This window comes from Devosia sp. Micro-HW1, assembly GCF_056341075.1.
On the sequence record NZ_CP094375.1, the window covers coordinates 2,801,189 to 2,816,210 of the forward strand.

14 protein-coding genes are annotated in these 15,022 nt (G+C 64.6%); 5 read left to right on the forward strand and 9 right to left on the reverse strand.

Features of this window, described 5'->3' with window-relative positions; translation table 11 throughout:
* Positions 1-4 precede the first annotated feature (4 nt).
* Positions 5-2,809: a translation initiation factor IF-2 gene (gene infB / locus MQW79_RS13470; RefSeq protein WP_476584981.1), complete on the forward strand. Its 2,805-nt coding sequence runs from the start codon at positions 5-7 to the stop codon at positions 2,807-2,809.
* Between the two features lie 132 nt (positions 2,810-2,941).
* Entirely contained in the window at positions 2,942-3,367 is a 426-nt protein-coding gene (locus MQW79_RS13475; protein WP_476584982.1) for a GFA family protein, read from the forward strand.
* On the opposite strand, the gene MQW79_RS13480 is transcribed toward MQW79_RS13475, so the two are convergent.
* The 7 genes from MQW79_RS13480 to MQW79_RS13510 all read right to left on the reverse strand — a co-directional run bounded on the left by MQW79_RS13480 (position 3,368) and on the right by MQW79_RS13510 (position 10,824).
* Positions 3,368-3,928: an AAA family ATPase gene (locus tag MQW79_RS13480; protein ID WP_476584983.1), complete on the reverse strand. Its 561-nt coding sequence runs from the start codon at positions 3,926-3,928 to the stop codon at positions 3,368-3,370.
* A gap of 169 nt (positions 3,929-4,097) precedes the next feature.
* Positions 4,098-4,745, reverse strand: coding sequence for a L,D-transpeptidase (locus MQW79_RS13485; RefSeq protein WP_476584984.1), 648 nt, complete (start codon positions 4,743-4,745; stop codon positions 4,098-4,100).
* A 139-nt stretch (positions 4,746-4,884) separates the two neighbouring features.
* Positions 4,885-5,445, reverse strand: a complete 561-nt coding sequence (locus tag MQW79_RS13490; protein WP_476584985.1) for an alpha/beta hydrolase — start codon at positions 5,443-5,445, stop codon at positions 4,885-4,887.
* Between the two features lie 55 nt (positions 5,446-5,500).
* The gene (locus MQW79_RS13495; protein WP_476584986.1) at positions 5,501-6,073 is read right to left on the reverse strand and encodes a dihydrofolate reductase family protein; all 573 of its coding nucleotides are present in this window, start codon (positions 6,071-6,073) and stop codon (positions 5,501-5,503) included.
* Positions 6,074-6,203: 130 nt separating this feature from the next.
* Entirely contained in the window at positions 6,204-8,348 is a 2,145-nt protein-coding gene (pnp, locus tag MQW79_RS13500) for a polyribonucleotide nucleotidyltransferase (RefSeq protein ID WP_476584987.1), read from the reverse strand.
* A 319-nt stretch (positions 8,349-8,667) separates the two neighbouring features.
* Complete coding sequence (rpsO, locus tag MQW79_RS13505; protein ID WP_476588237.1) at positions 8,668-8,979, reverse strand: 30S ribosomal protein S15; 312 nt, start codon at positions 8,977-8,979, stop codon at positions 8,668-8,670.
* A gap of 138 nt (positions 8,980-9,117) precedes the next feature.
* Positions 9,118-10,824, reverse strand: a complete 1,707-nt coding sequence (locus tag MQW79_RS13510; protein ID WP_476584988.1) for a sensor histidine kinase — start codon at positions 10,822-10,824, stop codon at positions 9,118-9,120.
* A 271-nt stretch (positions 10,825-11,095) separates the two neighbouring features.
* Here MQW79_RS13510 and miaB point away from each other — a divergent pair, with 271 nt between their 5' ends.
* A complete protein-coding gene (gene miaB / locus MQW79_RS13515; RefSeq protein WP_476584989.1) occupies positions 11,096-12,505 on the forward strand; it encodes a tRNA (N6-isopentenyl adenosine(37)-C2)-methylthiotransferase MiaB in 1,410 nt (469 codons plus the stop codon).
* A 13-nt stretch (positions 12,506-12,518) separates the two neighbouring features.
* Here miaB and MQW79_RS13520 read toward each other — a convergent pair whose 3' ends face one another.
* Both MQW79_RS13520 and MQW79_RS13525 read right to left on the reverse strand, forming a co-directional pair.
* Entirely contained in the window at positions 12,519-12,797 is a 279-nt protein-coding gene (locus MQW79_RS13520) for a helix-turn-helix domain-containing protein (protein WP_476584990.1), read from the reverse strand.
* Positions 12,766-13,116 carry a BrnT family toxin gene (locus tag MQW79_RS13525; protein ID WP_476584991.1) on the reverse strand — a complete coding sequence of 117 codons (351 nt, stop codon included), beginning with the start codon at positions 13,114-13,116 and terminating at the stop codon, positions 12,766-12,768. Before MQW79_RS13525 ends, MQW79_RS13520 begins: the two co-directional genes overlap by 32 nt.
* A gap of 176 nt (positions 13,117-13,292) precedes the next feature.
* On the opposite strand from MQW79_RS13525, the gene MQW79_RS13530 reads away from it, so the two are divergent.
* Complete coding sequence (locus MQW79_RS13530; RefSeq protein ID WP_476584992.1) at positions 13,293-14,357, forward strand: PhoH family protein; 1,065 nt, start codon at positions 13,293-13,295, stop codon at positions 14,355-14,357.
* A gap of 134 nt (positions 14,358-14,491) precedes the next feature.
* Entirely contained in the window at positions 14,492-14,971 is a 480-nt protein-coding gene (ybeY, locus tag MQW79_RS13535) for an rRNA maturation RNase YbeY (RefSeq protein WP_476584993.1), read from the forward strand.
* The last annotated feature ends 51 nt before the right edge of the window (positions 14,972-15,022 follow it).

Genomic DNA, 15,022 nt, shown 5'->3' on the forward strand with positions numbered 1-15,022 from the left:
TAGTATGGCTGATAACGACGACAAGCGTTCCGACGACACTGGCGCCAAGAAGACACTGACCCTCAAGGGTGGCGCCGGGCTGGGCAATCGCCCCGGCGGGATGTCGCGTGGGCCTTCGCGCTCGACCGTGGTCGTGGAAAAACGCACGCGCATCGTGCCCAAGCCGGCCGGCACGGCGCCAGCGGGGGGTAATCGCCCCGGTGCGCCCGGTGGCCGTCCGCAGGGGCGCCCCATGCAGCAGCAGAATCGCGCGCCCCTGGGGCTGAGCGCGGCTGAAGCCGAGGCCCGCCGCCAGGCGCTGGCTTTGGCCGGTGCCCGCCAGGCCGAGGACAAGGAGCGCTTTGCCGCCGAGGAAGCGCGCCGCATCGAAGAAGACAGCCGCCGCCGCCAGGTGCGCGAGGAAGCGGCGCGCCAGGAGGAAGAACGCGCCCGCGCCGAAGAGGCCCGTCGGGCCGAAGAGGCTGCGGCCGCAACCGCCCGTCCCGAACCCGAGGCCGAGCGACCCGCTCAGCGCGAGCCGTTCGTGCCCGCCAGCCAGCGCAATCCCGGTCCCTCGAGCGTGCGCACTGTTTCGGGTCGTCCCGGCCAGCCGGCGCGCCCGCCGCGCAGCGACCGTCCGGACAGTCGTCCCGGTGAGCGTCCGTCCGGCCGCCCCGATGGCGAACGCCCCCAGGGTGCCCGCCCGGCGGGTGAGCGTCGTCCGGCCGGCACCGGCCCGCGTCCCGTCGGCGATCGTCGTCCGGGCGCCGGCATGGCCCCGATCGGCAATGTGCCCCCGGCCCCGCCCAGCGAAGCCGATGGCCGCAAGATCCGCACCGGCGCACCCCAGCACCGCCCGACGTCCGAGGCGGAACTGGAAAATGCCCGCCGCGCCAGCCGCGCCCAGCCCGAGCGCCCGACCCGTCGCGGCGCCGATGATGGTGCCGCCCGCGGCCGCCTGACCGTCTCCAGCGCCACGACCGAAAGCGATCGCGATCGCGGTCCGTCGCTGGCCGCCATGCGCCGCCGTCGCGACAAGAAGATGGGCCGCAACCAGCAGGATGCGCCCAAGCTCAGCCGTGAAGTGATCATCCCCGAAGTGATCACCGTGGCCGAACTGGCCAACCGCATGGCCGAGCGCTCGGTCACCGTGATCAAGCTCCTGATGCAGCAGGGCCAGATGGCCACCATCAATGACGTGCTCGATGCCGATACGGCCGAACTGATCGCCACCGATCTCGGCCATACGGTCAAGCGCGTGTCGGAAGCCGACGTGGAAGAAGGCCTGTTCGACATTGCGTCGGACGACAAGGCCGAGGACCTGACCGATCGTGCGCCGGTCGTGACCATCATGGGCCACGTCGACCACGGCAAGACCTCGCTGCTCGACGCCATCCGCGAAGCCAATGTGGTTTCCGGCGAGGCCGGTGGCATCACCCAGCATATCGGCGCCTATCAGGTCGAAAAGAACGGCAGCAAGATCACCTTCCTCGACACCCCGGGCCACGAGGCGTTCACCGCCATGCGTGCCCGCGGTGCCCAGGCGACCGACATTGCGGTTCTGGTGGTGGCGGCCGATGACGGCGTCATGCCGCAGACCATCGAATCCATCAAGCATGCCAAGGCGGCCGGCGTTCCGATCATCGTGGCCATCAACAAGATGGACAAGCCCGAAGCCAATCCGCAGCGCGTTCGCACCGAACTGCTGCAGCATGAAGTCTTCGTCGAATCCATGGGCGGCGACGTGCTGGACGTGGAAGTCTCGGCCAAGACCCAGGCCGGTCTCGACAAGCTGCTCGAAACCATCCTGCTGCAGGCCGAAGTGCTCGAACTCAAGGTCGCCCGCGACGGTCGCGCCGAGGGTCTGGTCATCGAAGCCAAGCTCGATCGCGGCCGCGGTGCGGTTGCCACGGTCCTGGTGCAGCGCGGTACGCTCAAGATCGGCGACATTCTCGTCGCCGGTACCGAGTTTGCCCGTGTCCGCGCCCTCATCAACGACAAGGGCGAGCAGGTCAAGGAAGCCGGCCCGTCCGTGCCGGTTGAAGTGCTGGGCTTCAATGGTGTCCCGAGCGCCGGCGACCGCTTCTCGGTGGTCGAAACCGAAGCCCGTGCCCGCGAAGTGACCGAATATCGTCAGCGCGCCATCCGCGAAAAGACGGCCGGTGGCGGCGCCACCAGCCTCGAGCAGATGATGAACCAGCTCAAGATCGCCGGTATCAGCAAGTTCCCGCTGATCATCAAGGGCGACGTGCAGGGTTCGGTGGAAGCCATCGTGGCCTCGCTCAACAAGCTCTCGACCGACGAAGTGTCGGCCCAGATCCTGATGAGCGGCGTCGGCGGCATCACCGAAAGCGACGTCACCCTGGCCTCGGCATCCAATGCCATCGTCATCGGTTTCAACGTTCGTGCCAACAAGCAGGCTTCGGACCTCGCCACCCGCGACGGCATCGAAATCCGCTACTACAACATCATCTATGACCTCGTGGATGACGTGAAGTCGGCCATGTCGGGCCTGCTGAAGCCGGAACGCCGCGAAACCTTCATCGGCTACGCCAAGATCCTCGAAGTGTTCAACATTTCCAAGATCGGCAAGGTCGCCGGCTGTCAGGTCACCGAAGGCATCGTGGAACGCGGCGCCGGTGTGCGCCTCCTGCGCGACGACGTGGTCATCCACGAAGGCAAGCTCAAGACGCTCAAGCGCTTCAAGGATGAAGTCAAGGAAGTCCAGGTCGGCCAGGAATGCGGCATGGCTTTCGAGAATTACGAAGACATCCGCGCCGGCGACGTCATCGAATGCTTCCGCGTCGAGACCGTGCAGCGCACGCTGTAAGCCTGTCGCAGGCTTGAAAAGCAAAGGGGCGCGGTGCAGACCGCGCCCTTTTTGTTTGGCCCGCACTGCTGCACGGCCCGGAACCAGTGTCCCGCCCCAGCCATTCAGCACCAGGATGGATGGGAAGATGACATGAACAAGCGACACAAGGGCAGCTGCCATTGCGGGAGGGTGCAGTTCGAGGCGACGCTGGACCTCGATGAAGGCATCCGAAAATGCAATTGCAGCTATTGCTTCAAGACCGGCTATCGCAAGGCCTTCGCCTATGGTGACAATCTCGTGGTAACCAGCGGTCTGGGGCATGTCGCCCACTATGCCGCCGATCCGTCTTCCTGGCCGGACGGGGAGATCGACCACTGTTTCTGCAAGGCCTGTGGCACGCAGCTCTATTCGCGCGGCAAGCTGGAAATCGCACCCTTCAACGGCTGGTTTCACGCCGTCAATGCGTCGGTGCTCGACGACGTGACTCCGGCCGAACTCGATGCGGCGCCGATCATCTACGAGGATGGCCTGCATGACCGGCAGCAGCGGCGACCGGAGCACGTCGCCTATCTCTGATCAGAGACCGGCGAGCCGCCTGACATCGCGCACGATGGTCGCCGACGACGCCGTGGCATCGACCTTGTCGCCAAAAACGGCATCGGCATGGGCCGCGACGCACTCGCCCGAGCGCCTGAGTTCGAAGTCCGTCAGCCCGCTACGCCCCTCTGCTCTGGCCCGCGCCGCCAACCGCGCCCGCACCACCTCGATCGGCGCCACGAGGCAGAGGCGTCGCACAGGAGCGGTCCGCTCCAGAGCGCTGGAAAAGGCGTCGAGATAGCTCTGGTTGGTAAAGGCCATGGGCACGATGACCGTCTGCGCCCGCAGCTTGGTCAGCCGCGCCTGATGGACGATGAGCCGCCGCCAGAGCAGCATATCCTGATAGTCGCCGGGCTGCTCCCGCAGGCCGAGCATCCAGGGCGGCAAGCGGCGCAGCACGTAGCCTATGGCCTCCGGATCGGAGATGGCCGAGCTGGGCAATTCGGCCGCCAGCAGCCTTGCCGTCGTGGTCTTGCCGATGCCGAAGGACCCATTGATGAGGATGAACACGCTTTCCCCCGCGCGCCTGTCGCGCGCCATCCTAGCGCCCTTTGCGGCAAGGAAAAGGCCCGCCTCCGTTGCGGGGAGGACGGGCCTGGGTGCCGGTGGCGGGTGACTACGGAAAGAACCGAACGCCGCCGACAAAGATGGCTAGCCAGATTCACGGCCGTCCGACCCCACCCATTTGGGTGGGCGACAGCGGAAGCGGCTAGTTGATGACAGTCACGCGCGCGCCGGTGGGGACGCGGGCATAGAGATCGATAATGTCCTGGTTCATCAGGCGAATGCAGCCCGAGGAGACATTGGTGCCGATCGTATAGGGTTCGATCGTGCCATGGATGCGGAACAGGGTGTCGGCGCCGTTCTTGTAGAGGTAGAGCGCACGCGGCCCCAGCGGATTTTCCGGGCCAGGTCCCATGCCGCCGGCATAGGGGCCGTAGCGGTCGGGTTCACGCTCGATCATGGAGCGGGTCGGAGTCCAGCGCGGCCACTGCGCCTTGCGCCCGATCGTGGCATCGCCGCGGAACACCAGGGCTTCGTCCTTGCCGACACCGATGCCGTAGCGCAGTGCGCGGTTGTTTTCGAGCACGAGGTAGAGGTAATGCGCCGGCGTATCGACGACCAGCGTGCCGGGACGCTCGGTGGTGAAATAGGGGACTTCCTGACGCCACCACTTGGGGTCGACGCGTCGCAGGTCCATGGCCGCAACCAGGTAAGGCTCACCCAGAACCGGGCCATACATGCGCAGGTAATAGGGGTCGATGACCGGTTCCTGAACAACGGGCTGGCGCGTGGTGGAGCAGGCCGAAAGCGCGGTGGCGGACAGGCCGAGAAGGAACAAGCGGCGCGAAATCAACTCAACTACCTCAGAATCTATAGGAGAACAGGCGGACGGCGCTGCGTCCCCTTTTGAGTAACGCATTGTGGTCTTAACGTGGCCCGAATATGACCGTTCCTCGCCGCAATGTGATCGGAAGTCACCTGTTGCAGCAATGTCACGCCTGTTTTGCTGCGACGCGCGCTACGGCCGCGGCAAGCTCCGGCCCGGCGCTGGCGGCTTCATGGTCTATCCCCGCCAGCCGCGCCGTCTCGGCATTGGGCAACAGGGCCTTGTAGCGGTCGAGGTGATCGGCCGCGACCGTCTGGTCATTCTCGCCGAAGAGCATGATCAGATGCGGCAGCTGCAGCAGCTTGGTGGCCTCCTCGACCGGCAGGGCAAAGGCGGCATAATCCCAATCCGGCGCGCCCCAGAACGGACTGGCCAGCGTGACGACGCCAAGAAGGTTCACCGGCAGGCCGAAGCGGGCGAGGGTCTGCAGAATGGTCGAGCCACCCAGTGAGTGCCCCACCAGCACAAAGTCGTCCTCGATCCCGGTAATGGCCGACTGGCAGGCGGCGATCCAGAGCTCGGCCTCGGGACTGTCCGGCTGCGGCATCAGCGGCGCCTCCAGCGTGAATTCTGCCGGCAATGCGGACCGCAGACCCGCCAGCAGGGCCGAGCTGCCTTCGCCCTCGCCCTGCGGCCCGGCGCTGTGAATGAAAAGCACTGTGGTCATGTCGATCTCCGATCTCCGGGAGCAAAAGGCGTCAACGAAGGTGCTGGTTCCGCGCTCACGCCATGGTCACGCGAAAAGTCTGATGGACGACCGTGCCCGGAAGCGGCCGGCCCTCGGGGATGAGCTCGACCTGTTCGCCCTGGAACAGCGGGGTGCCGCCGCCGAGCAGGATCGGCACGGTGTGAAGACGCAGAACGTCGACTTGGCCGACGCGCAGCAATTGCCGGGCAATGTCTGCCCCCAGAATGTTGACATGTCCCCCGCCGGCCGCTTGCCGCGCCCGATCCGCGGCCTCATCCAGCGACAGGAAGTGAAAGCGCCCGCCATTGTCGGCGTCGAAGTCGGCCTCGGGCCGGTGCGTGATGACAAAGCAGGGCCGGCCGGCCCAGGGCGTTCCCCCCCAGAGCGGAAGACCCAGATCGAAGGTGCGGCGTCCGACAATGGCTGCGCCGAGGCCGGTATTGATGATGTCCACCATGGCGCGGTCCGCCTCTGCGTCCGGGCCGGTCGCATCAAGCCAGTGGTGCAGCGCCTCGCCGCCATCGCCCATCGGTGCTTCGGCCCGCACGTCGAGTCCGGTGGTAAAGCCGTCGAGCGACACGGAAACGTCCCAAATGATGCTGGCCATGGCACTCTCCTTCGCCGTGTCGATGGTGACTTTGCTCAAACGACGAGGCAAGCGGGGGAAATTCGACCGGCAAAAGCGAAAAGGCCCGGATCGCTCCGGGCCTTTTGCATCCTGTCGCGGGACCGGCCGATTACTCGGCGGCGTCGTCCTTGGCGGGGGCGGCAATTTCCTTGCCGGTTGCCTGGTCGACAACCTTCATGGAGAGGCGCACCTTGCCGCGCTCGTCAAAGCCCAGCAGCTTGACCCAGACCTTGTCGCCTTCCTTGACCACGTCGGTGGTCTTGGCAACGCGCTGGTCGGCCAGCTGGGAGATGTGCACGAGGCCATCCTTGGCGCCGAAGAAGTTGACGAAGGCACCGAAGTCGGCGGTCTTGACGACCGTGCCCTGGTAGATGGCATTGACTTCCGGCTCGTCGGTGATCGAGCGGATCCACTTGATGGCGGCTTCGATCTGCGACCCGTCCGAGGACGAGACCTTGACGGTGCCGTCGTCTTCGATGTTGACCTTGGCGCCGGTCTTTTCCACGATTTCCCGGATGACCTTGCCGCCGGTGCCGATCACTTCACGGATCTTGTCGGTCGGGATCTTGAGGGTCTCGATGCGGGGAGCGAATTCGCCCACTTCACCGCGCGAGGCCGACAGGGCCTTGGCCATTTCACCCAGGATGTGGATGCGGCCGTCCTTGGCCTGGGCCAGGGCGATCTTCATGATCTCTTCGGTGATGCCGGCGATCTTGATGTCCATCTGGAGCGAGGTGACACCCTCTTCCGTGCCGGCCACCTTGAAGTCCATGTCCCCGAGGTGATCTTCGTCACCCAGAATGTCCGAGAGCACGGCGAACTTGTCGCCTTCCAGGATCAGGCCCATGGCGATGCCCGCCACCGGCTTCTTCATCGGCACGCCGGCATCCATCAGCGCCAGCGAGGTGCCGCAGACGGTGGCCATAGAAGACGAACCGTTGGATTCGGTGATCTCGGAGACCACGCGGATCGTGTAGGGGAATTCCTCGATCGACGGGCGGATCGGGTTGATGGCGCGCCAGGCGAGCTTGCCATGGCCGATTTCGCGGCGGCCGGGCGAACCCATGCGGCCCGCTTCACCGACCGAATAGGGCGGGAAGTTGTAGTGCAGCAGGAAGTTTTCCTTCTTGGTGCCTTCGAGCGAGTCGATGAACTGCTCGTCTTCGGCGGTACCAAGGGTGGCAACGACCAGCGCCTGGGTTTCGCCGCGGGTGAACACGGCCGAACCATGGGTGCGCGGCAGGACGCCGACTTCCGCCAGGATCGGGCGGACGGTCTTGGTATCACGGCCGTCAATGCGGCTGCCGGTGTCGAGAATATTCCAGCGGACGATCTTGGCCTGGAGATTGTGGACGACTTCGCCCAGGTCTTCCTTGGAGACTTCGCCGGCCTCGATCTTGGCAGCATAGGCTTCCTTGACCTTGGCATTGGCGGCGTCGACCGCGGCGTAGCGCTGGGCCTTGTCGGTCAGCTTGTAGGCGGCCCGCAGGTCGGCTTCGGCAATGGCGAGAACTTCGCTTTCCAGCGCCGAGAAGTCCGGAGCCTGGAAGTCGCGCGGTTCCTTGGCGGCCAGTTCGGCCAGCTTGATGATGGCGTCGATGGCCTGGGCCGAAGCCTTGTGGCCGAACATCACGGCGCCCAGCATCACCTCTTCGGAGAGCTCCTTGGCTTCCGATTCCACCATCAGCACGGCGTCGGCGGTGCCGGCCATGACGAGGTCGAGCTTGCTGTCAGCGCGACGGTCGATCGAGGGGTTCAGCACATATTCGCCGTCGATATAGGCGACGCGGGCAGCCCCGATCGGGCCCATGAACGGCACGCCCGAAATGGTCAGCGCGGCAGAGGCGGCGACCATGGCCAGCACGTCCGGATTGTTCTCCATGTCATGCTGGAGCACGGTGACGACGACCTGGGTCTCGTTCTTGTAGCCATCGGGGAAGAGCGGGCGGATCGGGCGGTCGATGAGGCGCGAAACCAGGGTTTCGTTCTCGGTCGGACGGCCTTCGCGCTTGAAGTAGCCGCCCGGGATCTTGCCGGCGGCGAAGTATTTTTCCTGGTAGTTGACGGTCAGCGGGAAGAAGTCCTGGCCGGGCTTCGGCGACTTGGCGCTGACAACGGTGGCGAGCAGGACGGTTTCGCCCAGGGTGGCGAGCACAGCGCCATCGGCCTGGCGGGCCATCTTGCCGGTCTCGAGCGTCAGGGGCTGACCGCCCCAGTTGAGCTCGACCTTGTGGTGATCAAACTTGATCGACATGTATTTCGTCTTTCCATTCTGCCCGGAGGCGCGGGAACGCGGGGCTAGGCTAACGCCCCACGAACGCCTTCGGTGTGCCCGCACTCGGCAACGCACCCCATGTGCGTTCCGGCTCAAAATCAGGCACGGTTTCATCGCTTGGCGCGGACGAAACATGGACAAGACAACGAGCCTCTCCACGGCGGAAGAGGCCGATAATCCTGCCATGCTCCGGCAGCGCCGGCCTATGGCGCCGGGCGGCCCGGCTTGCCCCGGGGCAAGAGCCCCAAAAGGCATCCGGCGCGGAAGGAAGCTCCCGCGCCGGAAAGGTCTACTCGTCTTAGCGACGCAGGCCGAGCTTCTCGATCAGCGTCTTGTAGCGGTTGTCGTCCACCTTCTTGAGGTAGTCGAGCAGCGAGCGACGGGTCGACACCAGCTTCAGCAGGCCGCGGCGGGAATGGTTGTCCTTGGCGTGGCCCTTGAAGTGCTCGGTGAGGTTGGCAATACGTTCGCTGAGGATCGCAACCTGGACTTCCGGCGAGCCGGTATCATTGGCCGTGGTTGCGTATTCCTTGATGAGCTGGGTCTTGCGTTCCGCAGTGATCGACATCGGGCATATCCTTTCGAAAAGGGAGGATGAATGTCGCCCCAGCCGGGATGTCGTCCAGGTGGGGCCGTGTCAAAGGCAAGCGCCGGGCTTGTGGCCCGGCTCATGCTGGCGCTGCTATAGGGCATCGGGGCGGTAAAATCCAGAATTTATTGGTTTGGCCGCCCGGGCGGCAGGCAACCGTCAGGCGCCGGGGGCCGGTTCGTCCGGCCGTGCCGCGGCAAAGGCGGGGTCGAGCGCCGTCAGTGGCACTTCGAACAGCCATTCCACCCCGTCCTCATGCACCACGCGGTCGACCTGGGCGCCGAGCGCCCCGCCCACCATGGTGCGCAGGACGATGGTGCCAAAGCCCGATCGCTCGCCCACCACCAGCGGGCGTCCGAGATATTCGCGCCAGCGCAGATAGAGCGTTTCGGCGCTGGTGTGCCAGCTCAGCTCGAGCCGGCCGCTGGCTTCGGCAAAGGCGCCATAGCGGGTGGCATTGGTCGCCAGTTCGTGCAGCGCCATGCCCAGGATCTGGGCGCCCTGGGGATTGATGCGCAGCTCCGGCCCGCTCATCACCAGCCGCTCGGCCTCGGGCGGCCGGAACGGCCCGAGCTGCTGGTTGATCAGCTCGGCCAGCATGACGCCGGCCCGGCCATGGGCGAGCAGCAGATCGGTGGAGCGCGCCAGCCCCATGATCCGGCGTTCCAGCGCCGCGACATAGGACTGGATATCGGTGGCGCCGCGCGCCGTCTGCTTGGCCATGGCGGCAATCACCGCCATCTGGTTCTTGGAGCGATGCGCCAGTTCGCGCATCAGGAAGCGGATGTCGCGGTCGGCGGTCATCCGCTGCTCGGAGGCGTCGGCCAGGGCGCGTGACACTTCGGCAATTTCGGCGATCGGATAGGTGCGTGGATAGACCGCCTCGCCGCGCCCCAGCCGCATGGCGTCCAGCCGCAGGCCCTGGACGGAGCTGCCGATGCGCCGGGCGATGATGGTGGCGACGGCCGAGGCCAGCAAGGCAATGGCCAGCCCCCAGACCGCCAGCTGCAGCACCGAGTCCTGCAGCGGCTTCTGCACCACGTTGGAAGAGGCCCAGGCGATGACCCGCCAGCCGGTATAGCCCGAGCGCCATTCGGCGGTTACCACATCCTGGCCCTCGAGCGTTTCCTGGGCCCAGTCGTCGGCCAGTTCGTCATCCTTCCATTGCCGGATCGGCAGGATGCTGCCGATCTCGAGGCCGGCATCGGCCGTGGCGGCGATGACCGCGTTATTGGTGTCCACCAGGGCAGCGTGCCAGCCCTCGGGCAATTGCCGCGACTGCAGCGCCGGCACCAGGTTCTGGGCGTTCTGGGTGAGCGCCAGCAGGCGGACCGGCTCTGCATTGTCGAGCGGCAGCCACACGTTGAACACAAAGGCCTCGGCGGTCCGGCCGTAAAAGATCGGGGAGATGGTGGCAATGCCCCGCTCGATTGCGCGTTGCGCCGTTTCCGGGTCTGACGACGGGCCGAGCGGGGTGCCATATGCCACCCTGGTATTGAGCAGCTGCTGGAACTGGTCGTCCACCGCGATGAGATAGGTGCCCGTCCCGGCCAGTGCCGTCAGCGCACGGTCGTGAAAGGCGGCCAGATCGCCGTTTTCAAGGGATTCGCTCGAGGACAGCACCCGCAATGTGGTCGCCATGCCGGTGATCTCGCGGTCGATCGACTGGCCCATGGCCTGCACCGTGGCATTGGTGAGGGCGGCCAGCACATCCTGCTGGGAGTCGTTGGTGCGATTGATCAGCACCAGTGCGACGGCCAGGGCCGGCACCAGAATGGCCAGCATCATCCCGATCAAATAGACGGCAATCGGCCATCCGCGCCGGCTGCGCGGGCCTTCCCCATCTGGCGCGCTCGTATCCGCCATAACCCCAGTCCCTCAGGATCTCCCAAGCAAAGCGGGAGAACATTTACTCAATTCTCGGCGCTGGAATTCTTGTCCGGATAACCGACATGGACCAGGCCCCGCAAAACGGGTGATCTATTGCACAGGATCGAGCGCTTGGCTCCCACTTGGTCGTTAAGTCTGTCGTACTGCTTCATTTTTGCGCTCACGTGCTGAACTGGTACAACACGCCAGAGGCGCTGCGGTTGCAGGGGCATGGCATCCTCTGTCGGGCTCTGGTAAACAGCGCCCCATGACCGATACCGAAATCACGCCCCAGCCCGCGTCCAAACGCGTGTTCATCAAGACCTATGGTTGCCAGATGAACGTCTATGACAGTGACCGCATGGCCGATGCGCTGGCGCCTGAAGGCTATGTGCCGACCCAGGAGATTGGTGAGGCGGACCTTGTGCTGCTCAACACCTGCCATATCCGCGAAAAGGCCAGCGAAAAGGTATTTTCCGAGCTCGGTCGGCTGCGCGAAATCCAGGACGAAAAGCGCGCCTCGGGCGGGGACATGATGATCGGCGTGGCCGGTTGCGTGGCCCAGGCCGAGGGCGAGGAAATCGCCCGCCGCGCCCCTGTCGTCGACATGGTCTTCGGGCCCCAGGCCTATCACCGCCTGCCGGATATGCTGTCGCGCGCCAAGGCGCAGCGGCACCTGCATCCGGCGCTCAAGAAGGCCGTGATCGACACCGACTTCCCCGAGGAAGACAAATTTGCGCACCTGCCGGCCGCCAGGAAGGAAGTGACCATCAAGCGTGGCCTCACCGCCTTCCTCACCGTGCAGGAAGGCTGTGACAAGTTTTGTACCTTCTGCGTCGTGCCCTATACCCGCGGCGCGGAAGTCAGCCGCCCGGTGGCGCAGGTTCTGGCCGAAGCGCGAAACCTCGTCGAGGCCGGGGTCAAGGAGATCACCCTCCTCGGCCAGAACGTCAATGCCTATCACGGCGTCGATGCCGCCGGCCGCGCCGTTGGTCTGGGCGAACTCGCCTTCCTGCTCGCTGAAATCCCGGGCCTCGAACGCCTGCGCTACACCACCAGCCATCCGCGCGACATGGACGATGCCCTCATCGCCGCCCATCGCGATCTGCCTTTGCTCATGCCCTATCTGCACCTGCCGGTGCAGTCGGGGTCCGATCGGATCCTGAAGGCCATGAACCGCAAGCATACTTCGGCCGAATATCTGTCCCTGATCGAGCGCATCAAGACTGCGCGGCCCGACATGGCGCTGTCAGGGGATTTTATCGTCGGCTTCCCGGGCGAGACGGATCAGGATTTCGAGGACACGCTCTCGATCATCCGCGACACCGGCTATGCCTCGGCCTATTCTTTCAAATATTCGACCCGCCCCGGCACGCCCGGCGCCAATCTCGGCGACCAGATTGCCGAAGAGGTCAAGACCGAGCGGCTCTATCGCCTGCAGGAACTGGTCAACCAGCAGACATCAGACTTCCACGCCTCCTGCATCGGCAAGACGCTGCCGGTACTGATCGAGCGCGAAGGCCGCATGCCGGGCCAGGTCGGTGGACGCTCCCCTTATCTCCAGGCCGTGCATCTCGACGGCTCGCCCGATCTTATCGGCGCCATCCACGAGGTGGAGATTGTCGGGACGAGCACCAATTCACTGGTCGGCAGGCTGAAGCAGGCCGTGGCGGCGTAACCGCTACGGCAAACTAGGCCACAGCCTGTGCCACCATATCGGGATGCCGGGCGATGACCCTCACATAGGCCACAGCAAAATCCGGCGCCGTGACCCGCGCCTGTTCCCAGTCGCGCAAGGTGCCGACCGGCACGCGGAAGCGGGTAGCAAATTCAGCTTGGGACAGGCCCAGATCGGTCCGCGTCTTGCGGATCAGGCGGGCGCGCTGAGCACGCTCCAGGCCCTGGGCCGTGACGTCGAAGTCTTCGGGGTCGTTGGGATCAGCCGGCAGCACTATAGGTTCTTTCTTCATTCCTGTTACTCCTTCGCACCGACATGAATCGCGGGAGTTCGCCTCTCCAGACGAAGACTCCAGTAAACAACTTGCCGCCGACCAGACCCACCACTTTGAACCGCTCTTCGCCGTCTATTTCGCGGATCGAGGGTACAATCAGATAGTTCTCGTCCTCAAAAATTCGATCGCCAAAGGCCAGTGACACCCCATGCTTGGCGAGGTTGATCGCGTCTTTGGCGGGGTCGAACCTGTCTGGCGTCATTATCCGCATATACGGGATTTCCGTATAGATCGCAATCGCAATGCGATCACTCGCCTGCCGTTTCGAGACTGGCACTCATGGCCTCTAGCCCTCAAATGGCTCTGCTGGAGCGATTTGCGCCCTTGGCGACGGTGGCAAGCGTCACAATATTGCTACAGACAACGAACGCAAATCATCCTAGCGTCGTTACTGCACTGGGCGACGCGCTCCGCGGCGCCCCCTTCGGGAGCCGAGAAAGTTTGAGCAGGCACTTGCCACCCACCGCCGATAACGCCCTCGCATCGCAACTCGAACTCGCCTTTGAAGACAATCGCCTGGCTGCCCAGCTCTATGGCGATTTCGACCAGAACCTTGCCCTCATCGAACAGCGCCTTGCCGTGTCGGCCACGCCACGCGGCAATCATGTGCTGCTCAAGGGGGCGGCGTCCAAGGTCGATCAGGCGCGTCGCGTATTGGAATCGCTCTATGCCGGCCTCGAAGAGGGTCGCGCCATGGACATTGCCGATGTCGATGCGGTCATCCGCATGATCGAGACCGAGGACAGCCAGCTGACCCTGCCCACGCTTGAGCGCAAGGGCAAGGTTCGCATGGCCCAGATCGCCACGCGCAAATCCACCATTGTCGCCCGCACCCCGGCGCAGGACGCCTATATGCGCGCCATGGAGCGGAGCGAACTGGTCTTCGGCGTCGGCCCCGCCGGCACCGGCAAGACCTATCTGGCCGTCGCCCATGCAGCCTCGCTGCTGGAACGCGGCGACATCAACCGCATCATCCTCAGCCGCCCGGCCGTGGAAGCGGGCGAACGCCTCGGCTTCCTGCCCGGCGACATGAAGGAAAAGGTCGATCCCTATCTGCGGCCCCTCTACGACGCGCTCTACGACATGATGAAGCCCGAAAATGTCGAGCGCTGCCTGACCTCGGGCATTATCGAAGTGGCCCCGCTTGCCTTCATGCGCGGCCGCACCCTGTCGAATGCCGTCGTCATCCTCGACGAAGCGCAGAACACCACATCCATGCAGATGAAGATGTTCCTCACGCGTCTGGGCGAAAACTCCAAGATGATCGTCACCGGCGACCCGACCCAGGTCGACCTGCCGCGGGGCGAGAAATCGGGCCTTGTGGAGGCGGTGAAGCTCCTTGACGGGGTCGAGGGCGTGCATGTTTCGCGCTTCAACGACAAGGACGTGGTGCGTCACGCGCTTGTCGGCCGTATCGTGCGGGCCTATGAGGCGGACACGGCACGGCGGCTGGCAGACAAGGAGGGGGACACGGAAGGTCTGGCGCGCACCCTGGGTGTTTCCCCGGCGCGTAGCTGATATATCCATGTCCACCGTGTCATTCCGGCGCAGGCCGGACTCCATGCGGTGGACTGTTCGCCATCTGGATGATGCAGCAGGATTTGGATATGGATCCCGGCCTCCGCCGGGATCACTCCGTGCAATATAGAAAAATGCCGAAAACCACACCGCCCCTTGAAATCGCCGTCATCCGCAATGCGGAGGGCTGGCCCGACCATTTCGACGCCCTGGCCGAAACGGCCGTGCTGGCCGCGCTGGCCGGCGCCAAACCCAGGATCAAGGGAGCCGCCGAGATTTCGGTTCTCCTGACCGACGACGAAGAACAGCGCGAACTCAATGCGCAGTGGCGGGGAAAAGACAGTTCCACCAATGTCCTGAGCTTCCCCCAGATCGAGCCTTTTGCGCCCGTTACGGGCCTGTTGGGCGACATCACCCTGGCGCGCGAAACCCTCGAACGCGAGGCTGCTGACCTGGGCAAGACCCTTGAAGACCACTTCACGCACCTAATGGTGCATGGCTTTCTGCACATTTTAGGGTATGATCACCTCGATGAGGCAGAAGCCCTTCAAATGGAGGGGCTGGAAACCCAGATACTGGCGGGGCTCGGGATCGATGATCCCTATGCAGACTGAGCCCCTCAGGGAACCCCTCGAAACCAGGGGCATTTTCGTCCCATTGGACAA

Bases quoted from the DNA above. Each gene is read 5' to 3' on its own strand.
- infB (WP_476584981.1), top strand. From the start codon at position 5: ATGGCTGATAACGACGACAAGCGTTCCGACGACACTGGCGCCAAGAAG.
- MQW79_RS13475 (WP_476584982.1), top strand. From the start codon at position 2,942: ATGAACAAGCGACACAAGGGCAGCTGCCATTGCGGGAGGGTGCAGTTC.
- MQW79_RS13480 (WP_476584983.1), bottom strand. From the start codon at position 3,928: ATGGCGCGCGACAGGCGCGCGGGGGAAAGCGTGTTCATCCTCATCAAT.
- MQW79_RS13490 (WP_476584985.1), bottom strand. From the start codon at position 5,445: ATGACCACAGTGCTTTTCATTCACAGCGCCGGGCCGCAGGGCGAGGGC.
- MQW79_RS13495 (WP_476584986.1), bottom strand. From the start codon at position 6,073: ATGGCCAGCATCATTTGGGACGTTTCCGTGTCGCTCGACGGCTTTACC.
- pnp (WP_476584987.1), bottom strand. From the start codon at position 8,348: ATGTCGATCAAGTTTGATCACCACAAGGTCGAGCTCAACTGGGGCGGT.
- MQW79_RS13510 (WP_476584988.1), bottom strand. From the start codon at position 10,824: ATGGCGGATACGAGCGCGCCAGATGGGGAAGGCCCGCGCAGCCGGCGC.
- miaB (WP_476584989.1), top strand. From the start codon at position 11,096: ATGACCGATACCGAAATCACGCCCCAGCCCGCGTCCAAACGCGTGTTC.
- MQW79_RS13520 (WP_476584990.1), bottom strand. From the start codon at position 12,797: ATGAAGAAAGAACCTATAGTGCTGCCGGCTGATCCCAACGACCCCGAA.
- ybeY (WP_476584993.1), top strand. From the start codon at position 14,492: ATGCCGAAAACCACACCGCCCCTTGAAATCGCCGTCATCCGCAATGCG.